The organism is Flavobacterium sp. SLB02 (genome assembly GCF_009664855.1).
In the GTDB taxonomy this organism is placed as follows: Bacteria; Bacteroidota; Bacteroidia; order Flavobacteriales; family Flavobacteriaceae; genus Flavobacterium.
Genome location: NZ_CP045928.1, coordinates 1,951,590 through 1,978,368, shown reverse-complemented (window position 1 = coordinate 1,978,368; position 26,779 = coordinate 1,951,590). Strand labels below are relative to the sequence as shown.

At 31.8% G+C, this 26,779-nt stretch carries 20 protein-coding genes; 9 read left to right on the top strand and 11 right to left on the bottom strand.

What is annotated here, in order from left to right; genetic code table 11:
* Positions 1-3: 3 nt before the first annotated feature.
* The 6 genes from GIY83_RS07480 to GIY83_RS07455 all read left to right on the top strand — a co-directional run bounded on the left by GIY83_RS07480 (position 4) and on the right by GIY83_RS07455 (position 6,458).
* Positions 4-1,599, top strand: a complete 1,596-nt coding sequence (locus GIY83_RS07480) for a M56 family metallopeptidase (protein ID WP_208686111.1) — start codon at positions 4-6, stop codon at positions 1,597-1,599.
* A gap of 26 nt (positions 1,600-1,625) precedes the next feature.
* A complete protein-coding gene (locus tag GIY83_RS07475) occupies positions 1,626-1,994 on the top strand; it encodes a BlaI/MecI/CopY family transcriptional regulator (protein ID WP_194618171.1) in 369 nt (122 codons plus the stop codon).
* A 5-nt stretch (positions 1,995-1,999) separates the two neighbouring features.
* The gene (locus GIY83_RS07470; protein WP_208686109.1) at positions 2,000-3,787 is read left to right on the top strand and encodes a M56 family metallopeptidase; all 1,788 of its coding nucleotides are present in this window, start codon (positions 2,000-2,002) and stop codon (positions 3,785-3,787) included.
* Positions 3,788-3,811: 24 nt separating this feature from the next.
* Complete coding sequence (locus GIY83_RS07465; protein ID WP_208686107.1) at positions 3,812-5,260, top strand: serine hydrolase domain-containing protein; 1,449 nt, start codon at positions 3,812-3,814, stop codon at positions 5,258-5,260.
* A 100-nt stretch (positions 5,261-5,360) separates the two neighbouring features.
* Positions 5,361-5,501 carry an SsrA-binding protein gene (locus GIY83_RS07460; protein WP_194618168.1) on the top strand — a complete coding sequence of 47 codons (141 nt, stop codon included), beginning with the start codon at positions 5,361-5,363 and terminating at the stop codon, positions 5,499-5,501.
* A 111-nt stretch (positions 5,502-5,612) separates the two neighbouring features.
* Entirely contained in the window at positions 5,613-6,458 is an 846-nt protein-coding gene (locus GIY83_RS07455) for a DMT family transporter (protein ID WP_194618167.1), read from the top strand.
* 94 nt (positions 6,459-6,552) lie between these two features.
* Here the strand turns inward: GIY83_RS07455 and GIY83_RS07450 are convergent, their stop codons facing one another.
* Positions 6,553-7,107 (bottom strand): fasciclin domain-containing protein, encoded by a 555-nt coding sequence (locus tag GIY83_RS07450; RefSeq protein ID WP_194618166.1) that lies wholly within the window; start codon positions 7,105-7,107, stop codon positions 6,553-6,555.
* Between the two features lie 210 nt (positions 7,108-7,317).
* On the opposite strand from GIY83_RS07450, the gene GIY83_RS07445 reads away from it, so the two are divergent.
* Together GIY83_RS07445 and GIY83_RS07440 are read left to right on the top strand one after the other, a co-directional pair.
* On the top strand, positions 7,318-7,851 hold the full coding sequence (locus GIY83_RS07445) for a biopolymer transporter ExbD (protein WP_208686105.1): 534 nt from the start codon (positions 7,318-7,320) through the stop codon (positions 7,849-7,851).
* 22 nt (positions 7,852-7,873) lie between these two features.
* Positions 7,874-8,404, top strand: a complete 531-nt coding sequence (locus GIY83_RS07440; protein WP_194618164.1) for a biopolymer transporter ExbD — start codon at positions 7,874-7,876, stop codon at positions 8,402-8,404.
* A gap of 355 nt (positions 8,405-8,759) precedes the next feature.
* On the opposite strand, the gene GIY83_RS07435 is transcribed toward GIY83_RS07440, so the two are convergent.
* From GIY83_RS07435 to GIY83_RS07420, 4 genes are all read right to left on the bottom strand, one after another.
* On the bottom strand, positions 8,760-12,956 hold the full coding sequence (locus tag GIY83_RS07435) for a T9SS type A sorting domain-containing protein (protein WP_208686103.1): 4,197 nt from the start codon (positions 12,954-12,956) through the stop codon (positions 8,760-8,762).
* A gap of 130 nt (positions 12,957-13,086) precedes the next feature.
* On the bottom strand, positions 13,087-15,717 hold the full coding sequence (locus GIY83_RS07430; protein WP_194618162.1) for a leucine-rich repeat domain-containing protein: 2,631 nt from the start codon (positions 15,715-15,717) through the stop codon (positions 13,087-13,089).
* 140 nt (positions 15,718-15,857) lie between these two features.
* Positions 15,858-17,636, bottom strand: a complete 1,779-nt coding sequence (gene rpsA / locus GIY83_RS07425; RefSeq protein ID WP_056253708.1) for a 30S ribosomal protein S1 — start codon at positions 17,634-17,636, stop codon at positions 15,858-15,860.
* Positions 17,637-18,014: 378 nt separating this feature from the next.
* Complete coding sequence (locus GIY83_RS07420) at positions 18,015-18,548, bottom strand: hypothetical protein (RefSeq protein ID WP_194618161.1); 534 nt, start codon at positions 18,546-18,548, stop codon at positions 18,015-18,017.
* A gap of 103 nt (positions 18,549-18,651) precedes the next feature.
* Here GIY83_RS07420 and GIY83_RS07415 point away from each other — a divergent pair, with 103 nt between their 5' ends.
* Positions 18,652-19,167, top strand: coding sequence for a hypothetical protein (locus GIY83_RS07415; protein ID WP_194618160.1), 516 nt, complete (start codon positions 18,652-18,654; stop codon positions 19,165-19,167).
* Positions 19,168-19,176: 9 nt separating this feature from the next.
* Here the strand turns inward: GIY83_RS07415 and GIY83_RS07410 are convergent, their stop codons facing one another.
* The 6 genes from GIY83_RS07410 to lon form a co-directional block, all read right to left on the bottom strand.
* Positions 19,177-19,743: a hypothetical protein gene (locus tag GIY83_RS07410; RefSeq protein ID WP_229029244.1), complete on the bottom strand. Its 567-nt coding sequence runs from the start codon at positions 19,741-19,743 to the stop codon at positions 19,177-19,179.
* A 257-nt stretch (positions 19,744-20,000) separates the two neighbouring features.
* Positions 20,001-21,377, bottom strand: coding sequence for a nucleoside permease (locus tag GIY83_RS07405; protein ID WP_194618247.1), 1,377 nt, complete (start codon positions 21,375-21,377; stop codon positions 20,001-20,003).
* A 70-nt stretch (positions 21,378-21,447) separates the two neighbouring features.
* On the bottom strand, positions 21,448-22,140 hold the full coding sequence (cmk, locus tag GIY83_RS07400; RefSeq protein WP_208686098.1) for a (d)CMP kinase: 693 nt from the start codon (positions 22,138-22,140) through the stop codon (positions 21,448-21,450).
* Positions 22,141-22,410: 270 nt separating this feature from the next.
* Entirely contained in the window at positions 22,411-23,010 is a 600-nt protein-coding gene (locus tag GIY83_RS07395) for a murein L,D-transpeptidase catalytic domain-containing protein (protein WP_208686096.1), read from the bottom strand.
* Between the two features lie 4 nt (positions 23,011-23,014).
* Positions 23,015-24,034: a type IX secretion system protein PorQ gene (gene porQ / locus GIY83_RS07390; protein ID WP_208686094.1), complete on the bottom strand. Its 1,020-nt coding sequence runs from the start codon at positions 24,032-24,034 to the stop codon at positions 23,015-23,017.
* 270 nt (positions 24,035-24,304) lie between these two features.
* Positions 24,305-26,758 (bottom strand): endopeptidase La, encoded by a 2,454-nt coding sequence (lon, locus tag GIY83_RS07385; protein ID WP_208686092.1) that lies wholly within the window; start codon positions 26,756-26,758, stop codon positions 24,305-24,307.
* Positions 26,759-26,779: the final 21 nt, after the last annotated feature.

Here is a 26,779-nt window from a genome sequence, read left to right as displayed (position 1 = left end):
ATTATGGAGGCAATTTTCATATTTATCGCAAAATCAAGCGGATTGCTTGTATTGTTTTATTGTACTTACTATTTTTTACTGCGCAAAGAAACTTTTTTTAGCAGTAACAGATGGTTTTTATTGGCTGGGTTAGTCACTTCTATTGTTCTGCCTTTTTTGGTTTATACAAAAACTGTTTGGGTCGATCCTACTCCGCTTTTGTCTGATAATTTTCAAATTAATACACCACAAGTCAATGCGGCTACATCTCTAACGGTCGATTGGAATTTAACTTTATTAGCTGTTTATACTATAGGATTTCTGGCCTTAGTAATAAAGTTTGCGTTTGATTTTTATAGTTTAAATTCTGTACTAAAAGGCAAAAAGATAAAACAACAAGCTGACTTTAAATTTGTAGATATCAACGAAAATATTGCCCCTTTCTCTTACTTTGATTATATCGTGTATAACTCATCACTGTACAGCGCCTCAGAGTTAGAAAGCATTTTGGAACATGAAAAAGTACACAGCGAGCAAAATCATACCATAGATGTTTTAGTATCAAGAATATTTTGTGTCTTGTTTTGGTTCAACCCTATTATGTGGCTGTACAAAAAAGCCATTCTGCAAAATCTTGAATTTATTGCAGATAATGAAGCCGCACAAAAAATATCCGACAAAAAAGCGTATCAATACACGCTTTTAAAAATAACAACACACGAAAATTGTGTTGCCATTACCAATCATTTTTATCAATCATTAATCAAAAAACGAATCATTATGTTAAACAAAAAACAATCAAAAAAGAGAAATTCCTGGAAGTTCTATGTGATACTTCCGGCACTTGTGGCTTTTGTACTTTTATTTCAGGTTGAAGTAATTGCAAAAGAAAAACAACAGATTATAAAAGATCTTTCGGGAGAAATTAAGTCTGTGGATGTGTATAAAATTAAAAAGAATAGTACAGACGCAGAATTAAAAGATATAAAAGAGAAATTAAAATCAAATCACAATATTGTTTTTGAAGTCTCTGACATAAAAAGAAATGCCGAAAGTGATCTGACTTCGCTTAAAATTGATATCAAAAATGGCGACCAGATATCACAATCTATCCAAACGGGAGGAACTAAACCTATTAAAGATTTCGGAATAATTGTTACAACCGATAAAGACGGAAAGAAACAGGTAGGTTTTCAAACTGGTGATGAAACAAATAAAGATCAAAGAACCAGTAAAACAATAACAATAAAACAAAATACCAACGGCAATACTAATTCTGATAAAAATGCTAAAACTAATCATATTAATGATAAAAATACTAGTTCAGGTACTAGTACAAATACTGTAAGTACAGATGCAGCTACTTCTTATAGCTATAATATAGATAGTAACGTTAAAAACGGAACTGTTATAACAGTATCTTCAGGTGGAGATAATACACAAAAAGGAGAGCCTTTAGTAATTGTAGATGGCGTTGTAATTACTACAAATAAAAGTACAGAAGAACTTCAGGAGCTTAATATTAAATCTATGAGTGTTTTTAAAGGTCCTGAAGCTTCAAAAAAATATGGTGAAGAAGGTAAAAACGGAGTAATTGTAATAGAAACTAAAAAAGAATAGTTTCTGTTGCGTAAAATCTAATAATCATGCAAAAGTTAACCAATAAAGAAGAAGAAATCATGCACATTTTATGGAAGCTTAAAAAAGCATTCGTAAAAGAGATACAGGCAGAGATTACGGAAGACCAGCCGCATTACAACACGCTTTCGACAATTGTACGCAATCTTGAAGAAAAAGGTTTTGTAGGGCACAATGCTTTTGGAAACACGCATCAGTATCATCCAGTAATTACACTGGAAGCTTATAGCAAAAAGTATATGAATACTGCCATTGACAACTATTTTAATAGTTCATATAAAAATATGGTTTCATTTTTTGCTAAAGAAGAGAAAATTTCGGCTGCAGAATTACGTGAGATCTTAGCTATGATTGAAACTCCACAAGAAGTAAAATAATCTTTATGGAAGCACTTTTCACCTTTATCGCAAAATCCAGTGGATTACTAGTACTGTTTTATTGCGCTTATTATTTTTTATTGCGCAAAGAAACATTTTTTACCAGCAGCAGATGGTTTTTACTGGCAGGTTTGATCACCTCGGTAATTTTACCATTTGTAGTATACAACAAGATTGTTTGGGTTGAACCTGCTGCTGTTGAAGTTTTGGCTTTAGATCAAAAAACTTATGGCGTTTCAAATTTAAATTTTTCTCAGATTCCAATTCATACTATTGAAAATGAATCTTTTGAAATTAATTGGAATTATGTTCTGCTAGCTATTTACATACTTGGTTTTCTTGCCCTGGTCATAAAGTTTGTCCTTGATTTTTACAGCTTAAATTCTGTTCTAAAAGGTAAAAAAGTACAACAACAAGCTGATTTTAAATTTGTAGATATTAACGAAAACATTGCTCCGTTTTCTTATTTTGATTATATCGTATACAACTCATCAATGTATACAGCATCAGAATTAGAAAATATTATTGAACACGAAAAAGTACATAGTGATCAGAATCATACTATAGACGTCTTGATTTCGCGCGTATTTTGTGTGCTGTTTTGGTTCAATCCAATAATTTGGCTGTACAAAAAAGCTATTCTGCAAAATCTTGAATTTATTGCAGATAGCGAAGCTGCCAAAAAAATATCCGACAAGAAAGCGTACCAATACACGCTTTTAAAAATTACAACACACGAAAGTTGTGTTGCCATTACCAATCATTTTTATCAATCATTAATCAAAAAACGAATTGTCATGTTAAACAAAAATCAATCAAAAAAGCGAAATTACTGGAAGTATTATGCTATAATTCCTGCGCTTGTAGCTTTTGTGTTTTTATTTCAAATTAATATAATAGCACAGGAAAAAGAACGAAAAGAACTAAAAGAAGTTGCCGGGAAAGAAAGTCAAACAGATGTTTACAATATTAAAAAATCAACAACAGATCAGGAATTAAAAGAAATAGTACAAAAAGCAAAACAAAACCATAATGTTGATGTTGTAATATCTGATGTGAAAAGAAATTCAGCTAACGAATTGACAGCTATTAAAGTCGATATTAAAAAAGGAACAGGAGAAGTACAAACTTTTCAGGTTGAAGGAGATAAAGCGATTAAAAATTGTGGTATTGTAATTATTACGGAAGATAATGGTTCTAAAAAAATCAATTTATTTGCGGATGGGGATAGTGACAGCGCAATGACTGATGAAAATTACGTTGCAGAAGTAAGAGAATATAATAGCCAGGGTATGATTGCTCCACCAGTTCCGCCTACACCTCCGTCAACAGCATCATTACCACCAGCACCTATAGCTCCGGTAGCACCTGTATTGCCAAAGGAATTATATCTTCCTCCGCCGCCTAATATGTCAAAAATGCCAAAACCTCCGGTAGCGCCAAAAAATCCTGAGGATAAAGTTGCAATGAAAAATTTCGAAAAAAAGATGGAGGAATTTGATAAAAAAATGAGCCTTATTGAGCCACAAATGGCTGCTTATGAAAAGCAAGTAGATCAAATCATGGCAAAACGTGAACTTGGGTATGATAAAGAAATGGAAAAGTTCGAAGTTGCAATGGGAAAATTTGAAGTAGAAATGGATAAATATAGCGCCATTATCGAAAAGCAATTTGGAGCCGAATTTGAAAAAAAGATGGAGCAATTTGAAAAAGACATGAAAGTGTATGAGAAAAGTATGAAAGAACATGAAAAAGATTTCAAAAGAATTGAAACACAAAGCAAAAAATCTTAATTCAGGAAATATCCCAAATCATACATGAAAAACTCATTTTTACTAGCCTCTCTCCTATTGGTTTTTAATTGGTCATTTAGTCAAAAAAATGAAGATCAATTAATCGAACAAAAAATTGACAATTACATTAAAGAAGTAATACAAATAAATGAAATCCCCGGAGTAGCATTGGGTGTTATAAAAGACGGCAAAGTTATTTATGAAAAATATTTTGGGAAAGCCTCTCTGGAAGAAAATAAAGCAGTGGATAAAAACACTGCTTTTAAACTCTTCTCTACAACTAAACTTATTACTAATGTTGGCGTGTTTCAGCTTATCGAAAAGGGAAAATTATCATTAGAAGATCCTATTTCTAAATACCTGGACAATCTGCCCAATGAATGGCAAAAGATACAGGTCAAGAATTTGTTGTCCCATTCTTCCGGATTACCTAATATTATCATGTTTGAGGACATAAAGATTACATTGCCTTTTGAAGAAAAATTGGCGATTTTATCTAAAAAACCAATGGAATTTGTTACTGGAAATGAATACAGTTATAATCAGACCAATTATTTATTTCTAACCAAAATTATAGAGAAAATTACCAGTTTAACTCTTGAAGATTATATTTTGCAAAATCAGTTTCCTGCAATACAATCAGGGGTTTATTTTTCATCTAATTTTGGAGAAAATTTTCCTAATAGTGCTCCTCGCTATAATTATGATATCAAAACAAAGAATTATACAAAAAGCATTTCAAATTTTGGGTTTGATGCACATTCTGCCAATGGCTTAAACATTACTTTACAGAACTTTATACGCTGGAACGAAAATCTGGATAAAGATGTTTACCTTAATAAAGAAACTAAATATTCGATGTGGAAGCCTTTTGCATTTGCCAACAATACAGATCGCTTTGCTTACGGCTGGGAAATTGTTCCTGTAAATAAAATTCTTTCTTATGGCTTTACGGGAGGAAATGAAACGGCATTTAGAAAATTTCCTGATAATAAATTAACAATTATATTTTTAGCAAACGGACATAGATATTCTTCGTTGTATGTGCAGAGTCAGGTAATAAACCATGTCGCGGCAATTGTAGATAAAAAATTAACAGATGACTACTATCTTACCGGTGAAAAAATCAATCAGAACTTTTTAAAATTAAATATCGAAGAAGCAAAGAAAAATTATTTAGATACAAAAAAAAGCCATCCCGGCTGGGATTTTCAGTACCGATTAAATCTTATTGGTTATACCTTAATCGATCACGGAAGAATAAGTGACGGCATTAAAGTTTTAGAATTAAATACAATAGAAAATCCAAAATCCGGAAATGCATATGATAGTCTGGCTGATGGTTATTTTAGAAACAATCAGTTCGAAATTTCAAAAGAAAATTATAAAAAGGCATTAGAACTAAGACCTGATAATGCTAATGCAAAACTAATGCTGGAGAAGATTGACAAACTTTTACAGAAGAAATCATAAAAGCTGGAAATAATCATCTTTTATTGCGTAAAATATTCATAAAAAAGACTTTGCCCAACCGCAAAGTCTTTTTTTATATCTTTGCAAAAATTAAAATGCCATGTATAAAATTTTAGCCAAAATCAATAAAGTCCTTTTACCTAGCTTTACCAAACAAGGTTTAGACATTTCGAAAGCAAAAAAATGGCAAATGGCTATTATTGGTTATCGTGCTTTTGTTACAAAACGCGCATTGCAATAATCAAAATATCCCCATCCTTATATTAAAGAGTTGAGGTTAATTTCAACAATACCTCTTGAGATAGAAATTATTACTTCGTAAATACATTTCTTATCGCATCAATTATTTCTAATGAAAAACAAAGATTTTAATATCCCTCCTATTTACGCTGTGCTTTTAGCGATTGTAAGCGTACAATGCGGAGCTGCAATTGCCAAAAGTTTATTTCCCACAATTGGAGCTGCCGGAACCGCCTCTATCCGAATTGGGTTATCGGCTGTAATTTTACTATTGGCTTACAGACCCAATCTAAAAGCAATCACGCCAAAACAATGGAAAATAGTCGTTCCCTATGGTTTATGTTTGGGTGCAATGAATTTAATTTTTTATTTAGCAATAGAAAGAATCTCTATAGGACTGGCCGTTACGCTAGAATTTGTAGGACCTTTACTGTTGGCTATAATTGGCTCAAAACGACTGGTAGATTATTGCTGGGTGATATTAGCAGCTATCGGAATCGCTTTAATCGCTCCCTGGACAAATGAAGGTATCGATCTTTTAGGAGTTTTCTTTGCGCTTTTGGCTGGTGCATTATGGGCTACCTATATAGTTTTGGGTGGAAAGATTTCTCAAATTATGAATGGTGGCCAGGCTGTATCAACCGGAATGTTATTTGCGGCAATTTTAATCCTCCCTTTTGGTATTTACGAAAACGGACTGTCGCATCTTACTCCAAAGCTTTTTGGCATGGGTATAGCGTTGGCGCTTTTGTCAAGCGCAATTCCGTTTACACTTGAGATGAAAGCTTTAGGACAGCTTCCACCACGAACTTTTAGTATTTTAATGAGCTTAGAACCAGCGGCAGCTTCTATCTGCGCTTTTATATTCTTGCAGGAAAAGCTTAATATTTATGAAATTGTGGCTGTATTTTGCGTTGTTATTGCTTCGGCCGGATCAACATTAACCGCTAAAAGATAAGCTACAAAACTTCTAATAATTAAAATTCCAAATTCCAATTTAAAAGTTGGGATTTGGAATTTTTAATTATTGCTTTTTTTTTATAAAACAGCTATTATTTTTTAGGCAATAATACAGTATCTACAACATGAATTACACCATTAGATTGATTCACATCTGCAATGGTAACTTTAGAATTGTTTCCGCTTTGGTCAGTGATGTATAAATCTTTTCCTTTCATCCATGCAGTAAGAATTCCACCGCTAACCGTTTTAAGAGTTGCTTTTCCTTTTCCTGCTTTTATTGCTTTAGCAATATCAGAAGCATTCATTTTTCCTGCAACAACATGATAGGTCAAGATCGTTTGCAGCATTTTTTTGTTTTCAGGTTTCAATAATGTTGCTACAGTTCCTGCTGGCAATTTGTCAAACGCAGCATTTGTTGGGGCAAAAACGGTGAATGGTCCTTTACTTTGTAATGTTTCTACTAAATCAGCAGCTTTTACAGCAGCTACAAGTGTAGTGTGGTCTTTTGAGTTTACGGCATTTTCAATAATATTTTTGTTTGGGTACATTGCAGCTCCACCAACCATTACAGTTTTTTGCGCAAATGATGTAAATCCAAATCCTAATGCTAAGATTGCTACGGCTAAAAATTTTCTAGTTTTCATAATTAATATTTTAAGTTATAAGCTCATTTACGCGGTAATAATTGTTTTGGTTTTATTAAATCTTCAAAAAAGTTTTAAAAACATTGAAACATCTTCAAAAAAGGCTGTAAAACAAGCTTTTAATACCTAAAATTATTTTGATTATTTTTAAATTCAGGTTTATCAATATGTTAATTTTATTGTTAACTTTAGTAAATCAATTTATCATTTATGGAAAATCTACCTAAAAAAATCAGAAGTAAAAAGTTAAGTACAAGAGTCGATTTAACCCCAATGGTGAGTGTTTCTTTTTTATTGATCATCTTTTTTATGGTGACAATTGAGTTATCTAAACCAAAAGCGGTTGATTTAAGTTTGCCTGATAATGATTGGACTTGCGGTAACGGTAGATGGATCAGTTGTGGTGGTGGCGAAAGAACTGTTATTTTATTATTAGGAAGTAATAATAAATTAATATCCTACATGGGATTTATGGAAAATCCGATGGCTCCGGTCAAAGAAATTAGCTATGGTAAAGATGGTATTAGAAAAGAACTTTTATTAAGAAATAAAAACATGCTTGAATATTCGGCTCAATTAGGAAAACCCGGAAGAGGAATTACTGTTATTATCAAACCAAGCAAAGAATCTAATTATAAAAATTTAGTCGATATTCTTGATGAAATGGCAATTGCAAAAATTGACACTTACACTATTGTAAATGATTTTACACCTGAAGAATCAAATTTATTAGCGACTAAATAATTTACTTAATTCTATAAAATCTATGCAAACTCTACCTAAAAAAGTAAGAAGTAAAAAGTTAAGCACAAGAGTCGATTTAACTGCAATGGTGAGTGTTTCTTTTTTATTGATCATCTTTTTTATGGTGACAATTGAATTGGCAAAACCTAAAGTTTTAGAATATGGAATGTCGGGTTGTGATGATTGCGGCGAATATTTTGGCTGTAGACATATAGACGAAAACCGTATATTGACAATATTACTAGACGAAAATGACGAAATAGTAACTTATTCAGGACTAATAAATTTCCCAATTGAAACCCCAAAAAAAGTCAATTATAGCAAAAACGGAATTCGTAAAGAATTAATTAGTAAAAGTAAAATTGTGCTTGAATATTCTAAAAACTTAGGGAAGCCTAAAAATGGATTAATTGTAATTATTAAACCAAGCCAAAAATCTAATTATGGGAATCTAGTTAATATTTTAAATGAAATGAAGATACTAAACATTCATAATTACAGTATTCTAAATGAATTTACTTCTGAAGAGGAAAAATTATTAGCTACAAGATAATCTTTTGAACACGACTGCCCTAGGCCTTATTGAAGTGGAAATCCTTTTTATTTTTTCCTTTAAAAAATAAAAAGATTGGACCGGAAAGCAGGATATAGCTCCTAAAAAAACTTCAATATTAAAACTCCAAACTCCAACTCGTCAAAGATTTCAAATTTGCTTGAATTTATAACTTTGCATTGTAACATAAAGTGGCTCTTTTTCTTGTACCTACAAAATCAAAAATCCGTTTTTATTCGCATTTTCGCTTGCGGATCTGTGTCATCCGCGTACTATTTCATAAAGAAAATCAAAAACAAAAATGCATAAAAAAAAGTCCCGCATTGCTGTGGGACTTTTTGTTCTAAATGAACTGTTATTTCTTGATAAATTTCATATTTGAACTTCCTTTATCCGACTTTACTTTTATAAAATAATTACCTGTTCTAAGCTGCGAAACATCGATATTAGAGACTGTTTTTGCATTTGGAATCGCGATTACCAATTGCCCTAAAGTATCATAAATTGCAAACGATTGTATTTCTATATCCTGCTTAGCGTTAATATTTAAAATATCATTTGCAGGATTTGGATATAAAGTAAAATAATTAGAGAATTCAAAATCCTGAGTCGCTAATGTTTTAAAAGTAGAGGTTGCTTTATTGGTTAAAATAGGGAAATTATAATCAAAATAAATATTGGCATCATTTGTAAAAGAATCTCCAACTTTTAATGTTGGTTTTGTTTTAATTTTAAAAGCAACATAACCGTCATTACTAGCATCATCAAAAGGAAGATTGATGTTTTCGAAAATAAATTCTACTTTATTTCCTTCTGAAATTTTAGTCACAAAAGAATGGCTAGAACTTGTTGGTATTAAAGTAGCAATATCAAACTTTGATAAATCAATCATATCTTTTACTACAATATTTTGTGCTTTGTAGCTTCCGGTATTTTCAAAACGAATCATATAATGAACATACTCGCCTATTAAAACTGGCGTTATAACTGAACCCTCTAAACAAGTTTTATCGTTTGGATCGTAAGAACCTACAACAGTCTGATTTAAATTGAGTGCATTATCTAAAGGCATTTCATCTACATTCTGCGATGCGACAGCAGCGCTAAATTTTAAAATATCACCATTGTTTACAGCAGGAGTCTCTGTTGGAGTATTTGTGTTAAAAACAATGGTTATTTCTCTACTTTCAAAAGGCTTTAAGTTGGTAAAATTCCATTCAATATTACCAACAGATTGCTTTGAAAAAGCAATATTTGAAGATATATAATCTAAAATAGAATCGTCGAATTTAAAGCTAACAGTGCCTGATTGCGTTACATTTCCTTTATTTTTATAAATTAGTTTGTATTTTGAATCAAATCCTGGTCTGGCATTATTTAAAGGAAGTAATTGAACTTCTAAATCTTTTTTCTCCGTATTTGTAGCAGTAAGACAAAAATCCTGAAACAAAGGTGTTGTTTCTGCAGGTGTTGCTACGATTAAAGTTGTAGGCGAAATATTAAAATATTCCGGATTTTCTAATATCGGGCTTACTTCATAATTTCCTGTTTGAATTGGAAAAGAATACGATCCTGTTGCGTCTGAAATAACCGTACCTTCGGTCAAATTACTTTTTATTTTGAACTTTATACTTGAAACCGGTATATCAGACACCTCGCAACCATTATTGTTTGCATCTAATCGTGTGTTTCCTTGCAGCATAGTAAAAGCTCCGTTGGGAGTAAAACTGCAATATGAATTTACATTACAGGTGTAATATCCTAATCTATATACTTCTTTTTGAAAAGCTGCAATTCTAGACTCATCAACACAGATATACTGTAAATTTGGATTGTAATGTAACGAAAAATCAATATGTACATCGCGATCCAGATTGTTTAAAAAAATAGAAGTTAACTTACTATTCTCAACACAACTAAAAGTTGTCAGTTTTGTTAAGGATCTTAAATCTAAAGTAGTGAATTCATTTCTTAAGCAAACTAGATAATTAATGTTGCCGCAACCTGTTAAATTCAATTCTGTCAATTTATTATCACTGCAGGTAAGTGTGGTTAAATTCTTAAAATCAATTAAATTAATTTCACTTATCTGATTTTCTTGAAAATTTAATTTTTTGATGTTTTTTAATGTTTTAGTGTCCAAAGTGGTTAACTTGTTTCCTTCGCAACTTAAATCAATTATATTGCTAAGTCCTTGTATGTCTAAATTTGTCAATTGATTTCGTGCTCCATAAAATGTTTCCAAACTTTTTACTTCTTTAAGGTCCAGTGAAGTAACCCCTGTGTCATATATGCTAACTGATTTAAGTTTAGGTACATTAGAAAATGTAACAGTAGTTAATGTTTTAGAATCTGAAACTCCCAGGTTCTCAAGACTTGGCAAGTTTGTAATAGGTAAATTGGTTAGCAAAGTATTGTACAATGCAATTTTGGTCAACATATCACAGCCTGCAAATTGGAAAGACTTAAATCCTTTATAACTTACTTGTATATCATTGATACTGCTGCAGCCTGTGATATCTAATGTTTCGATATGAGAATTATTATCAAAGTATAAAGTTTTCAAACTTTTACAACCACTCAAATTTAAATTTTTAGTGTCTATAGTATAAAAGGCTAATTTTGGACATCCTGAAGCGTTAACATTTTCTAATCTGCTAAGTCCGTAAACTTTAGATAAATTGGCAAGGTTAGAAATATTAATATTTGGAGCGGTACAATTATCAAAAACAATAGAAGATACGGTGTCAAATCCTCTTAAATCCAAATCAATTGGAAAAGTAATATAATAAAAATAGAGATTGGTTGCCTTCGTTGTATTAGTATAACTAAGCTTGTCAACAGCGCCCCAGCTTACATTTAAATCATTTAAGGCACTACAATTTGAAACATCCAAATTTCCAATAACTCTTGATTTAATCTCGGCAATTACCAAGCTGGTACAATCGGATAAATTTAAGTTAGAAAGTTTACCAAAACCTGTATTGGTAATATTTGTAAGTGTGAAGGATTTCAATCCTGTACAACCACTAAAATCACCTACTACAATTGGATTTGCGATTATCAATTGTTCTAATAAAATACAACCCGAAACGTTTAAATCTGCTAAGACATAGTTTCCATTTGTAAATGAAAACTTATTTAATTTAACCAATTTGCTTGTATTTAAGCTGACAAGGTTATTAAAGCTACAGTCAAACTCTTGTAGTTCTGAAAGTTGCGACACATTTAAGTTGGTTAAAAGATTCCTATAGCAAATAAACGTTTTTAAACTGGTTAATCCTGTAATATTAATATTTGCCAGTTTATTTTCGTAACAACTTAAGCTTACAAGTTGACTTTGGCCTGATAGATTTAAATCGGTTAATAAATTATTAGAACAGGAAAGCTCTTTAAGCTTGCTTCCTGCAACTTTTAAAACCGTAAGCTTATTAGATTTGGCGACTAATTTTTCAAGATTAACACAGTCAGACAAATCTAATTGTTGCAACATATTGTTATCGGCTACTAAAGTTTTTAAACTTGAACAGCCTGATAAATTAATTGTTTCTACGTTAATTTTAGTACATTCTAAAGTTGTAAGAGCACTACAATTCAATAGATTAAGATTTTTAACTCCAAAATTAACCATGATAATTGCCGTAAGGTTTTTACAATTTGTAAGATTCAAATTTGTTACATAGCCCATAGAATCAAACCCGCTTATAGCAGTAAGAGCTGTACAATTTTCGACGGTCAGTTTATCAATACTGCAATATCTCACATCTAGCGTCTCTAGGGCGGTACAGCCCGATATATTTGCGTCACTAATTTTGTGGTCCGCTACACTGATAAATTTTAAAGCAGTACAATTTGCGGTATTTAAACTTGTTAGCGGATTACCGTAAAAAGTTAGGGTGTTTAAAGCTGTTAAATTTGATGTATCTAAAGTTTTAACGGAATTACTACCTAAATTCAGTACTTCAAGATTTTTAAAACCGGAAACATTTAAAACACTGATACTGTTATTATTAATTATAAGATTTTTTATAGCAGTACAATTTGTCAGGTCTAACGCTACCACTGAACTGTTGCTGCAATCTAAATTTTTCAGAGCCGTGAAATCCTTAAAGTCCAAAGTTGGAATTGCATTATAACTACAATCTAAAACCTCAATTTTGGTTAGTCCGGTCACATTCAAGGTTTTTATTTGGTTACGGGCACATTTAACTATTTTAAGATTATTTAAACCGGTCAAATTCAAAGCGGTCAATCCGTTTGAAGTCACGTCAAGCTCAACTAGATTTATAAATTTTGAGATCTGAGTAAGATTAGTAAGATAGCGCGAATCCATTTTTAAGTAAGCAATTGGCAGTACTTCAGATTCTTCAATCAAATTATTATTGTTTGTATCCACCCTAATATAATTTCCGTTGATATCTTTTGCAGGGCCTCCGCTTTCAGATGAGCTAAGCAACAGATCTTGAAAGCGAATGTCGTTAAAAGTAATAACCTGCGCATTCAAACCAGTAAAGAAACATAACGCCAAAGCTAAAAAGTAGATTTTTTTCATATAAGGAAATTTTACACAAAAATAACTTTTTAAGATAATAACACAACTTTATTTGTTAAAACATCTTAAAACTAAAAATATAAATCAAAAAAGCCCCGCTATTTGGGACTTTCTGTTTAGAATTAAATTGTTAGTTCTTAATAAATTTCATATCTGAACTTCCTTTATCCGACTTTACTTTTATAAAGTAACTGCCGGTTCTAAGCTTTGAAACATCAATATTAGAAACTGTTCTTGCATTTGGAACCGCAATTACCAGTTGCCCCAAAATATCATAAATTGCAAAGGATTGTATTTCTATATCCTGCTTAGTCCCAATATTCAAAATATCATGTGCAGGGTTTGGATAAAAAGTAAAATAATTTGAAAATTCAAAATCTTGAGTTCCTAATGTTTTAAATGTAGAAGTTGCTTTATTGGTTAAGATTGGGAAATTATAATCAAAATAAATATTAGCATCATTAGTAAATGAATCACCTACTTTTAAGGTTGGTTTTGTTTTAATTTTAAAAGCGACATAACCGTCATTACTATCGTCATCGAAAGGAAGATTGATGTTTTCAAAAATGAATTCTACTTTGTTTTCTTCTGAAATTTTAGTTGCAAATGAATGGCTTGAACTTGTTGGAATTAATGTTGATAGATCAAATTTAGATAAATCGATCATATCTTTTACTACTATATTCTGAGCCTTATAGGTTCCTGTGTTTTCAAAACGAATCATATAATGAACATATTCGCCAATTAAATTGGGGGTAATTACATCACCTTCAAGACACGTTTTATCGTTTGGATCGTGAGAAGCTACTACAATTTGATTTAAAGCAAAAGTATTATCTAAAGGAGTTTCATCTCTATCCTGAGATGTAACCGTTGTTGTGAATTTTAAAATGTCCCCTGCATTTACCGCAGGAGTTTCTGTTGGTTTGTTTACACTTATAGTAAATAAAATTTCTTTACTTTCGAAAGGTTTTAAATTACTAAAATTCCATTCTATATTATCAGCTTTTTTACTTGCTAATGATGTGTTTGAAGAAATGTAATCTAAAATATTATCATCAAATTTCAGATTAATAGAACCTGATAGTTCAATATTTCCTTTGTTTTTATAAACAATTTTATACATTGCATCAAAACCAGGTCTTGCCGGTTCTAAGGGAAGTAAAACAATTTCTAGATCCGGATGATTACCATTTGCTGTTATGCAAAAATTTTGAGCAACTGAACTTGTTTTAGCTGGAAAAGTTAGTGTAGCCGCTGTGGGAGAAATATTAAAATAGGTAGGTTTTTCTAAAATTGGAGTTATATTATGATTTCCTGCCTGAACCGGAATAGAATAATTTCCTGAGGCATTTGCAATAAAATTTCCATTTGTTATACCGTTTGCAATTTTAAAGTTTAGATATGGATAAACAATGTCCAAAGCGTCACAACCATTTTTGTTCATATCCAAACGAGTATTACCCTGAATAACATAAAAGGTACCTCCTGGAACAAAAGTACAATAAGAATTTACGTTACAAGTAGCTGAATAACCATATTGATCAATTTTACTCTGCACTAAGGCCAGATCTTCTTCGTCTGCGCAAACGTATACTAAATTATCATTGTTTTGAAAATCTAAAGTAGGCCATCTTAAATTATTACTTTTAATGAATAAACTTTTTAGTTCATTATTTTGACAACTTAAACCCTGCATCTTAGATAAAGCTGAAAGGTTCAAACTTGTTAATTTATTGTATTCACAAGATAAAAATTCTAAATTAGTTAAATTCGAAATATTTAAACTCGATAAATTATTATTAAAACACCTTAAATCTGTCAAAGCAGTTAAACCTGAAAGATCCAATTCAGCCAGTTGATTTTGATAACAATGTAAGTTTGTCAAATTTGTGCAACGTGTGGTATTTAAATTTATTAATTCATTATTTGTACAAAACAAACCTTGCAACCTAATTAAATTGGAAACATTTAAACTTGATAGTTTATTATAATCACATTTAATTTCTTGCAAATTGTTACATTCTAAGACACTTAAATTAGATAATTTATTAAAAAAGCAGCTTAATTTAAGTAAATTGACACAACCAGTCACATCTAAATTTGATAGTAAATTAGAATAACAATCCAAACGTTCTAATTTAACTAAATTCAAAACATTCAAACTTGACAGTAGATTATTGTTACAATAGATTTCTCTTAAATTATTTAAGCCTGAAGTATCTAAACTAGATAATTTATTATTTGGACAATATAAAGTTCTTAAATTAGTCAAATTCAAAACATTCAAACTTGTCAACTGATTATCATTACAGTGTAATTCTTGCAAATTAGTTAAACCCGAAATGTTAATACTTAATAATTGACTAGATCTGCAATTTAAACCCTTTAAATTAACTAAAGCCGAAACATTTAAGTCTGTTAATTTGCTAACGCCACAACTCAAATAAATAAGATTTGTAAAATTCTCAATACCACTTAAATCACTAATTGATGTACCGCTTACATCTAATCTTTTTATAGCTAGTGCTTCGCTAACTTCGATTTCACCATTATTATTGGTGTCTATTGGCTGATAAGATGAAACTGACCAAATACCATTAACAGTAATATAAAGCGGTGTTTGTGTCGATGCAATTGTATTATTAGAATTTGCAGCCAGCAACTTAGCTTTAAAATTAGCGTCAGGAAAATTAATAACCTGCGCATTCAAACCATTAAAAAAATATAAAAACAAAACCAAAGAGTAGATTTTTTTCATAAAGGGGTATTTTCGAACAAAAATAACTTTTTATGATTATAACACAACTTTTTTTGTTAAAACATATTAAAAGCAAAAGTATAAAGCAAAAAAAGTCCCACATTGCTGTGGGACTCTCTGTATTTAGATAAACTTAAGAATTATTTTTTCTCAGTTTTTTCCATTTTAGCTTTCAATGCAGCTAATACATCATTATTATCTCCTAAAGTTGCAGCTGGTGCATTTGTAGAAGAGTTAGATGAAGTATTTTCAGTTGCAGCTTTCACGTTTTTCTCTTCTTCTTCACGGAAGATAGCAGTGTGAGAAGCAACTACTCTTTTGAATTCTTTATTAAATTCGATTACTTTGAAATCAGCAGTATCACCTTTTTTCAATTTCTTTCCGTCTTCTTTTTCAAGGTGACGAGTAGGAATGAAAGCAACGATATCATCTCCGAATTCTACAGTAGCTCCTTTGTCAACGATTTCAGAAATTTCACCATTGTGGATAGTTCCTACAGCGAAAGAATCTTCGTATTGATCCCAAGGATTAGCAGTAGTTTGTTTGTGACCTAAAGATAATTTACGTCCTTCAACATCTAATTCTAATACAACTACATCAAGTTTCTCACCAACATTTACAAATTCAGATGGGTGTTTGATTTTCTTAGTCCAAGAAAGGTCAGAAATGTAGATTAATCCATCAATTCCTTCTTCTAATTCTACGAAAATACCAAAGTTTGTAAAGTTTCTAACGATACCTGTATGTTTAGAACCTACTGGGTATTTAGAAGTAATATCAGTCCATGGATCTTGAGTCAATTGTTTGATACCTAATGACATTTTACGGTCATCTCTATCTAAAGTTAAGATAACAGCCTCAACAACATCTCCAACTTTTACGAAATCCTGAGCAGAACGTAAATGAGTAGACCATGACATTTCAGAAACGTGAATTAAACCTTCAACACCTTCAGCAACTTCGATAAATGCACCGTAATCAGCGATTACAACTACTTTACCTTTTACTTTATCACCAATAGTTAAATTAGCATCTAAAGCATCCCATGGGTGAGCGTTTAATTGTTTCAATCCTAATTGAATTCTTGTTTTCTCATCATCGAAATCAAGGATTACAACGTTTAATTTTTGGTCTAATTCAAGAACTTCACTTGGGTGGTTGATTCTACTCCAAGAAAGGTCAGTAATGTGAATTAATCCGTCAACACCACCTAAGTCAATGAACACACCATAAGAAGTAATGTTTTTAACAACACCTTCTAATACTTGTCCTTTTTGTAATTGACCGATGATTTCTTTTTTCTGTACTTCGATATCAGCCTCGATAAGCGCTTTATGAGATACAACAACGTTTTTGAATTCGTGGTTAATTTTTACCACTTTGAATTCCATCATTTTGTTTACATATACATCGTAGTCTCTAATTGGCTTAACGTCAATTTGAGATCCTGGTAAGAAAGCTTCAATTCCAAAAACGTCAACGATCATACCACCTTTAGTTCTGCATTTTACAAAACCATTAACGATTTCTCCTGTTTCGTTTGCAGAAATAACTCTATCCCATGATTTAATAGTACGTGCTTTTCTGTGAGATAATACTAATTGACCTGTTTTGTCCTCACGGATGTCGATTAATACTTCTACTTTGTCACCAACTTTTAAGTTTGGGTTGTAACGGAATTCGTTTAAAGAAATAACACCTTCCGATTTTGCATTGATATCAACGATAACGTCTCTATCTGTAATTCTAACAACTACACCTTCAACTACTTCTTCTTGATCTGTAGCGATGAAAGTTTTTGATACTAAGTCTTCGAATTCTTGTAAGTTTTTCTCATCTACTGCATCGATACCTTCTTCGAAGTTATGCCAGTTAAAATTTGCTAAAAACTCTTCTTGTGATTTTAATTGTTCAGACATGCTGATAAAAAATTTGTATTCTGCTTTTCTTGAGTTTCATAAAGCGATAGAAAAAACAGAAGTTGTTTTACATAAATAGTTGATACCTAATGGAAACTCTTCTCTGCCAAAAGGTTTGCAAAAGTAATACATTTATTTGTAATAGCAAAACAATTCGATATGATAATCAGTCTATTGTTCAGCAGCAGCAATTTTAAGGGTTTTCAAGACCTGAAGTCCCGCTTTCACTCTTATCTTTTATGGTGAACCCCACCATAAAAGGATAACCGCTCTATCGGGGGTATATTAGAGTTTTTATTGTTTTTAAGAACTTTAGATTCTTAAATTAGTTCTGTAACAAACCCGACAGGTTTACTACGCGTAACTATCCTTAGATAATTATTTATTTTCCACTTTTATTTTTTTCTCTACAAAAGAAATTATTTGTCGAAAGTTCTCTGTTCCTACTTCAATCTCTCCTAATATATAAGGCCGATAATCTTTAGTAATTAAAATAAGGTTATCTTCTTTAACAAAGTGAACACCAAAATTTTCCCAATCAGTAACTATTGTATGATTTTCAAAATTCATTATCCAGGATTTCTCCGTCAGTTCTAATGTAGCAATCTCTACATCTTTAAAACTATCATTATATTTTATTTTAGCACTCTCAAATTTCTTGTATTGTGATTTGATTTTCAAATAATAATAAACAAATGGAATAAAATTAGACAATCCAAAAATTAATAAAAAATAACCAATTCCAAATATATTTGGTCGATTATAAATTAAAGCAACTCCCGTTACAATTAAAAGGATACCTAAATATTGGGAGTTTTTATAATATGAAATCTTTCGTTTCCAGGTAATATCAAACAATAAATCCATTTGATTATTATAAACAACTTCATCAAAAACTAATTCGTACTTCATATTTATTTGTTTCCTTAATTCAAAACTGAAAAAGCGAATTTAAATAATAAGTTTTAATAGTTTAAATGATAATGGAAAATTTCAAAATTCTTACTTTTATATAATGCTTAGAACTCTCGACGAAATAAAACTACAAATAGATGCGTTCCATAAAAACGGACAAGTCATCAATGCTGTTTACTGGCTTTTGAAAAAATACAATCTCAACAACAAAAACTTAAAAGGATTCGAATTTAGAGAAAGCGCCAAGCCTGATTTTATCTTAATGACCACTGAAGGCGATTTTGGACAACCACAAATCATCCGAATTCCTAAAAATACTTTCGAATTTCCTTTAGAATTAATGCTTGTTTTAATTGCTCACGAAATGGTGCACGTGAATCAAAAAACTCAAAAGCCATATGTATTAGATAAAAATGAAAGAGAATGGCAGGCCTATTACGAAATGAATTTTCATACTCAGTTTCCACAAATTCCCCAAATATCCAACTTTCATAAAAAATTCTTCGCCAACAAAGCCCTCGAATACTACAACCGAATGGGAGAAGGTTCTGATCTGCAGCAAAAATATGCTCATCAAAAAAAGCAAGTCGAAGATTTGATCGCTTCTTTAAAATAACTTTATTTATTAATCAACAAAATAATAAATAAGTCCCAAAACCAAAATAAAAAACACGGCAGACATAATTCTGGTACGTTTTTGTTGCCTATAATCAATACTAGAGTTTTCCGGATCAATATAGTGATTCGGAAAAATAACAGGGTCAACAGTAATATCAGGACGATTATGTTCAACTCCTAATAAAAATGTTCTTATCAACTCTAATCGATTTGCATAAAACATGGCAAAAAAAAGTCTTCCTAAAAAAGCGTCATTATGAACTATTACCTTATTATCAATCAAAACCGGCCAATAAAACTGATCGTATAATGATTTCATTGGTCTTGTCGATGTAATATCATATTTGGGAGGTTCAAAAACATGCTCCAGCTTTTCTCTTTTAGCAAAACTGCTCAAGGGTAAATCTTTGGCAATTCTGTTATTAAATGTATTCAAATACCGAATTCCTTTTTGGTCGATTATAGTAGTGGTAGACATTTTTTTTCTGGAATAAATCAGCAATACTACTATACCTGCTAAAGCAATAAAAAAGATCAAAAACAAAAAAACGGAAGCAATTACATCTAACCCCATTTCTTCTTGGGAGCTAAAAAGTAAAAAGACAATTCCTGCAACGAAAAAAAGAACAAAACAGACCCAGAATAAACCAAAGATAAAATTCAGTAATACTATTGGTTTTGAGCTTATAGCCCTAAAAGGTGGAATTGTTTTTTCTTAACTGTGCATATTATACTCTAAAGATAAATAATCAAATATACATATAAACAAAAAAAAGAAAAACCCGCTTTCGATAAATAGAAAGCGGGTTTTTAAATATAATTTATAAGCTTTTAATGACTCAAATTTTCTATTTCCTTAGGGTCATGTTTGTGTTTAAACAAAATCGCAAAAGCAATTGCGATAACCAACGCATAAGCTGCAAACGACAACCAGATCGTGTGCCAGTCTTTCATTAAAATTGGCTCTGCAAAAATTCCATCTCTAGTAATTGAATTCCCTTGTCCTTTTACAAAATCAAGCATTTTAGAATTTGTAGTTTCTGTTTGTAAAAATCCAGCTAATTCAGTTGTATTGCCAAATGATTTGGTAAAGAAGCGATCAATCGCCCAACCAGAGGTTAAACTTCCTAAGACAGCTCCTACTCCATTGGTCATCATCATGAATAATCCCTGAGCCGATGAACGTATTTTAGAATCGGTATTGCTTTCTACGAATAATGAACCTGAGATATTAAAGAAATCAAATGCCATACCGTATACAATACATGACATGATAATCATCCATAAACCTCCTACAGGATCTCCAAATGCAAATAACCCGAAACGCAACACCCAAGCCAGCATACTAATCAACATGACTTGTTTGATTCCAAAACGTCTTAAGAAAAACGGAATCGCCAAAATAAATAACGTTTCAGATACCTGAGAGATCGACATAATAATAGTCGAATACTGAATTACAAAAGAATCTGCATATTTAGGAAAATGTTTGAATTCATCTAAAAATACATCTCCGTAAGCATTTGTTAATTGCAAAGCACCTCCTAAAAACATAGAAAACACAAAGAACAAAGCCATTTTATAATTTCCAAATAACTTAAAAGCTTCTAAGCCTAAAGTTTCTGTTAATGTAGCATCTTCTTTTGTTAGACGTTGTGGTTTACATTTTGGCAATGTAAAAGCGTAAAATCCAAGAATCAACGCACCAACTCCGGCAATATAAAACTGATACTCTGTTGCCTTGCTTCCACTTAAATTAGTGATCCACATTGCAGCAATAAAGCCAATAGTTCCCCAAACACGAATTGGGGGAAAATCTTTTACTATGTTTTTATTATTTAATTTTAGCGAAGTATACGATATCGAATTACTCAATGCAATTGTAGGCATATAGCAACACATTGCAGCAAACATTACATATATAAAATTATCCGGTGTAGTAACTTGTGCGATACCAAATAAAACTAAGGCATAAATTATATGCAGGAAACCATATAATTTTTCAGCATTTACCCATCTGTCGGCAATGATTCCGGTAAGAGTAGGCATGAATAAAGAAGCAATTCCCATGGTTCCGAAGACAAGACCAAATTGGGTTCCTTCCCAATTTTTAGTTCCAAACCAATAATTTCCAATTGTTATAAGCCAGGCTCCCCAAACAAAAAATTGAAGAAAGCTCATTATAATCAACCTGTTTTTAATTCCCATATGATGAAATTGTCTTTTGAATAATAAATGAAGCGGTAAAACTACCATTAAAATAAATATCTACAAAAATTTAATTCGTTTTTACAACATCATTTACTAATTCTAAAACAGCAGCGAACTGTTCTTCTCTGCTTAAGTAAGAATTATCTATTTCTATGGCGTCATCTGCAATCACTAAAGGAGAATCTTCACGGTGCGTATCGATATGATCTCTTTCTACTACATTTTTCAAAACATCTTCATAAGATACGTTATCACCTTTTTGCTGTAATTCATCAAAACGTCTTTGTGCACGGGTCTCAGCGCTGGCTGTCATGAAAATTTTAAGTTCTGCATTCGGGAAAACAACTGTTCCTATATCCCTACCGTCCATTACAATTGCTGCGTTTTTTCCCATTTCTTGTTGTTGTTCTACCAATTTAGAACGTACTTCAGAAACTTCTGCTACTTTACTTACAAAATTAGAAACTTCAATAGTTCTGATTTGTTTTTCGACGTTCTCACCATTCAGGTACATTTCCCCAAAACCTAAATCAACATTAAACTTAAATTCCAGCTGAATTTTAGGTAACGATTCTTTTAAAGCATTTTTGTCAAAAAAATCAGCTCCAATAAACTGCTTTTGCATTGCAAAATAGGCAACTGCACGGTACATCGCTCCGGTATCGACATAAACATATTCAAGCTCTTTTGCTAATTGTTTTGCCAAAGTGCTTTTTCCTGTTGATGAGAATCCATCAATAGCAATGGTAATTTTTTTCATTTTTGTTTTTTAATTTAATTCAGTTATGCTTTTGCTGTACAAATTCAATTCTTCTCTGCATACTTCGTCATCGCACTTTCTAAAACATTCTGCGAATATAAAACACTATTGAATAGAAGTAAAAATAAAATATAGTATTTCATGAAATTTTAGTGAGAGAAGATTTAAAACAAGCACAAAAAAAATTATCAGTAAAAAAAAATATTTACTGATAATAGTATCATTTCAATGTAAAGTTTGTTTTTTTTCTTTTGGTATTAAGCCCCGTTTTTAATAGTAAACATCCAAAATAATTTTCGACTTTGAGTTGTCGATTATCTTTTCAATTCTTTTAAAAAATTGCTCGTTAACCATTGGACATCCATGACTATTACTGATATAATAATCCTGCTCTTCATAAGGGACAGCAGAGTAATAATGCAAAACAATAGCTCTTTTTAATGCATTATTATTTGTCTCGTCAAGGCCGTTTAGTTTATAAGATTTTCCGAATCCGCCTTTATAGCAGTTTTCGATAACATATCTTCCTAATGCGGTGCAGTTTGAATTTGGCGTATTGCTAAATCTTAAGCTTCCCTTTACTCCGGTTTCAGATCCTGAACCATGAGCCACTAATCCCTGATCTAAAATTTTATTGTTTACAAGATCATAAACAAAAAAACGATTTTTACCTGACGGTATTCTCATGTCTACAAAAAATGCAATTTTAGTATTGTACTTAGGATCAATACTAATCATGTTTTTTATTTCGCTTATTCTGGTATTCATTCTCTCTAGTTCAAGAGTAGACATGACTTCTTTTTTATAGTAGTGCTTTGTACCCGTAAAAAGCCCTACAGTCATGAACAAAAACAAACTGAATATTTTCATATAATTATTGAAAATTTAAAATTAGACCAAAAAGACTTGTATTAGCTGCCAATGTATATCTTGAATACGAATAATTAAACTTTAACTTATTCATTTTTAAACCAAACCCTAGTGAGATTCCTGAAAAATTACGTTGTTCGTCAATCCTTAATTCTTCTCCTCTTCTAAAATTATATCCTAAACGCAAATTAAATGCCTTCTTGGGGAAAAGTTCCAATCCAAAAACAACATGTCGCAAAGCATTATTTACAAACGAAACTTTCTCGTTACTTGTTGATCCATCAATATTGGTTTCGCCACGCACGGGATTCGAAAAAGAGATGTTCCATTGTTGCAAATTCTCTAAAGTAAGATGCCAGCGAATAGGTACATGTTCTAATTCTTGCGAAACACCAGCAATGATTTCAAAGGGCAAATTCTCTTGTATTCCTGAATAAGTAGTAAACTGTGTTCCTATATTTCGAAATACTAGGGCTAAATTTACATTATTTTTTTGAATTTCATACATAATTCCCACATCAATTGCACCACCAATCGAATTATAACTTTCTAGAGTTGAAGTTATTAACTTAGCATTAGCTCCAATATGCAGGTCTGTAAAAGGAATATTATAAGCGTAACCCAGGGAAAGAGCGCCTTCACTCCCTGTAAAATCTGATGTTACCTGACCATTTTCGTCATAACCTTCAAACGAACCATAGTTTACATAACTTATTCCTGCGTAAAATGTTTGCACATGTCGATCGTAAGTATAAGCATAAGAAGCTGTTCCGTAAGAGGCTTCTCCGTAGTAATTACCATAATTCATTGCAAGGTGATTGTCCATATCTTCGTTTAAAGCTGCCGGATTAGACATCGCCTGATTGACATCTTCATCATAAATCGTTATATTTTTCCCTCCTAACGCTGCCTGCCTTGGTGACGTCGTTAAATTAAGAAACTGATAAGTGTAACGCCCTCCTATTTGCCCGAAAGAAACGGAACAAATTAACATAAATAAAAGTAAAACGAATCGTTTCAACATGCTTTTGGGGCGAATCCTATATGGGAATAACGCAACTGCGAAGATAAAATTATATAACTTATAAAAAATAAAAAAACTCCAAATTTAAAATTCCTAATTATAACTAAATTCCAATCTTTTGAAATTCCAAATTCCAATTGTAAGTGAGACCAAATTAAATAAAAGTTCTAAAACTGAAATAGGTTCAAAAATAAAAAATTCCAAACTCCAAAACTGAGTTATCAGATTGGAATTTGGAATTTTAAAATATTAAGATTTAACTTTAAAATTTTATTTTAAAGTTTTTGCGTTCTTAACACTTTGATCTGTTATAGCCAAAGCAAGGACTTCACTCATTTCTTTTACGTAATGAAAAGTCAGGCCTTCAAGATATTCTGCTTTGATTTCATCGATGTCACTTTTGTTTTCATGACATAAAATGATTTCTTTGATATTGGCTCTTTTTGCTGCCAGGATTTTTTCTTTGATTCCGCCAACTGGTAAAACTTTTCCACGAAGCGTGATTTCGCCTGTCATAGCCAGGCTTTTCTTTATTTTCTTTTGCGTTAGTAAAGAAACCAAAGAAGTTAACATCGCAATACCCGCACTTGGACCGTCTTTTGGCGTTGCACCTTCCGGAACGTGTAAGTGAATGTTATATTTTTGAAACAGTGCTACATCCAATCCTAATTTCTTAGCATTGGCCTTAATATATTCTAAAGCAATCGTAGCCGATTCTTTCATGACATTACCCAAATTACCGGTAATTGTCAGCGAACCTTTTCCTTCTGATATTAAAGATTCGATAAACAAAATATCTCCGCCAACACTTGTCCAGGCCAAACCCGTAACAACTCCTGCAACATCATTATTTTCGTATTTATCGCGCTCTAATCTTGGTACACCCAAAACTTTTACGATATCTTCATCACTAACTTTTTTATTGTACTCCTCTTCCATTGCAACTGATTTTGCTGCATTACGAATCACCTGCGCAATTTTAGTTTCTAAGTTACGAACACCAGATTCGCGTGTATAACCTTCTACGATTTTCTCTAATTGTTTTTTACCAATCGTTAAATCTTTAGCAGTTAGTCCGTGTGCTTCTAGTTGTTTTGGAAAAAGGTGTCTTTTTGCGATTTCTACTTTTTCTTCAATTGTATAACCTGACATCTTAATTACTTCCATTCTGTCACGTAAAGCCGGCTGAATGGTTGCCATATTATTAGATGTCGCAATAAACATTACTTTCGATAAATCATACCCCATTTCAAGGAAATTATCATAAAAAGCATTGTTTTGTTCCGGATCTAGAACTTCTAATAAAGCCGAAGACGGATCACCGCTGTTTCCGCTAGAAAGTTTATCTATTTCATCTAAAATAAAAACAGGATTTGATGTTCCGGCTTTCTTTAAACTCTGAATAATCCTTCCCGGCATTGCACCAATATACGTCTTTCTGTGTCCGCGAATCTCTGCTTCGTCACGTAATCCACCTAATGAAATTCGAACATATTCACGACCTAAGGCTTCTGCAACTGAGCGTCCAATAGATGTTTTACCAACTCCCGGAGGTCCTGTTAAACATATAATTGGCGATTTCATATCGTTACGAAGTTTCAACACAGCCAAATGTTCGATCATTCTTTTCTTAACCTCTTCAAGTCCAAAATGATCTTTATCTAATATTTTCTGAGCATGTTTCAAATCGAATTTATCTTTCGAATATTCGCCCCAAGGCAATTCTAAAAACAATTCTAAGTAATTACGCTGAATTCCAAAATCAGGTGATTGCGGATTCATACGGCGCATTTTAGACAATTCTTTTTCGAAATGTTTCTGCGTTTTTTCGTCCCATTTTTTGGTTTTCGCTTTCAGTCCCATTTCGTCCATTTCCTCCTCTTGCGAAACGCCACCCAATTCTTCCTGAATGGTTTTCATTTGCTGATGAAGGAAATATTCACGTTGTTGCTGATCTAAATCAAAACGAACTTTTGACTGAATGTCATTTTTCAATTCTAACTTTTGCAGCTCAACGTTCATATAACGCAAAGTTTCAAGCGCTCTGTCTTTTAATCCGTTTATCGATAATAGACCTTGTTTTTCTTTTACCGACAAATTCATATTCGAAGAAACAAAATTGATCAAAAACGACTGGCTTTCAATATTTTTAATCGCAAAAGTAGCTTCTGAAGGAATGTTTGGACTTTCCTTTATGATTTGAATGGCCAATTCTTTTACAGAATCTAAAATAGCTGTAAACTCAGTATCGTTTTCTTCAGGACGATCTTCTGAAACTTCTTTTATTGTTGCAGTAATATAAGGCTCTTCTGAAACAACTTCGTCTATCTCAAAACGTTTTTTTCCTTGCAAGATAACCGTAACATTTCCGTCAGGCATTTTTAAAACGCGCAGAATTCTTGCTACAGTTCCTATTTTATGAATATCATCTTTTGATGGATCTTCGTCTTCCTCATTAATTTGAGAAACTACTCCAATGATCTTTCCGCCGGCATTCGCATCGTTTATTAATTTAATCGATTTGTCTCTTCCTGCAGAAATAGGAATAACAACTCCCGGAAATAAAACAGTATTACGTAAAGGCAAAATAGGTAATGAAAGAGGAAGCTCCTCATTGTTCATTTCCTCTTCGTCTTCTGGAGTTAATAATGGAATCAATTCTGCTTCTGAATCAAATTCTTGAAGTGACAGATTGTCAATTGTGAGTATTTTATGGTTTGACATAATAGTATATAAGTCGTTTTG

Excerpts from the sequence above, each read along its gene's own strand:
- GIY83_RS07480 (WP_208686111.1), top strand. The coding sequence starts at position 4 with ATGGAGGCAATTTTCATATTTATCGCAAAATCAAGCGGATTGCTTGTA.
- GIY83_RS07475 (WP_194618171.1), top strand. The coding sequence starts at position 1,626 with ATGCAAAAGTTAACCAATAAAGAAGAAGAAATCATGCACATTTTATGG.
- GIY83_RS07470 (WP_208686109.1), top strand. The coding sequence starts at position 2,000 with ATGGAAGCACTTTTCACCTTTATCGCAAAATCCAGTGGATTACTAGTA.
- GIY83_RS07465 (WP_208686107.1), top strand. The coding sequence starts at position 3,812 with ATGAAAAACTCATTTTTACTAGCCTCTCTCCTATTGGTTTTTAATTGG.
- GIY83_RS07460 (WP_194618168.1), top strand. The coding sequence starts at position 5,361 with ATGTATAAAATTTTAGCCAAAATCAATAAAGTCCTTTTACCTAGCTTT.
- GIY83_RS07455 (WP_194618167.1), top strand. The coding sequence starts at position 5,613 with ATGAAAAACAAAGATTTTAATATCCCTCCTATTTACGCTGTGCTTTTA.
- GIY83_RS07450 (WP_194618166.1), bottom strand. The coding sequence starts at position 7,107 with ATGAAAACTAGAAAATTTTTAGCCGTAGCAATCTTAGCATTAGGATTT.
- GIY83_RS07445 (WP_208686105.1), top strand. The coding sequence starts at position 7,318 with ATGGAAAATCTACCTAAAAAAATCAGAAGTAAAAAGTTAAGTACAAGA.
- GIY83_RS07440 (WP_194618164.1), top strand. The coding sequence starts at position 7,874 with ATGCAAACTCTACCTAAAAAAGTAAGAAGTAAAAAGTTAAGCACAAGA.
- GIY83_RS07435 (WP_208686103.1), bottom strand. The coding sequence starts at position 12,956 with ATGAAAAAAATCTACTTTTTAGCTTTGGCGTTATGTTTCTTTACTGGT.
- GIY83_RS07430 (WP_194618162.1), bottom strand. The coding sequence starts at position 15,717 with ATGAAAAAAATCTACTCTTTGGTTTTGTTTTTATATTTTTTTAATGGT.
- rpsA (WP_056253708.1), bottom strand. The coding sequence starts at position 17,636 with ATGTCTGAACAATTAAAATCACAAGAAGAGTTTTTAGCAAATTTTAAC.
- GIY83_RS07420 (WP_194618161.1), bottom strand. The coding sequence starts at position 18,548 with ATGAAGTACGAATTAGTTTTTGATGAAGTTGTTTATAATAATCAAATG.
- GIY83_RS07415 (WP_194618160.1), top strand. The coding sequence starts at position 18,652 with ATGCTTAGAACTCTCGACGAAATAAAACTACAAATAGATGCGTTCCAT.
- GIY83_RS07410 (WP_229029244.1), bottom strand. The coding sequence starts at position 19,743 with ATGGGGTTAGATGTAATTGCTTCCGTTTTTTTGTTTTTGATCTTTTTT.
- GIY83_RS07405 (WP_194618247.1), bottom strand. The coding sequence starts at position 21,377 with ATGGGAATTAAAAACAGGTTGATTATAATGAGCTTTCTTCAATTTTTT.
- cmk (WP_208686098.1), bottom strand. The coding sequence starts at position 22,140 with ATGAAAAAAATTACCATTGCTATTGATGGATTCTCATCAACAGGAAAA.
- GIY83_RS07395 (WP_208686096.1), bottom strand. The coding sequence starts at position 23,010 with ATGAAAATATTCAGTTTGTTTTTGTTCATGACTGTAGGGCTTTTTACG.
- porQ (WP_208686094.1), bottom strand. The coding sequence starts at position 24,034 with ATGTTGAAACGATTCGTTTTACTTTTATTTATGTTAATTTGTTCCGTT.
- lon (WP_208686092.1), bottom strand. The coding sequence starts at position 26,758 with ATGTCAAACCATAAAATACTCACAATTGACAATCTGTCACTTCAAGAA.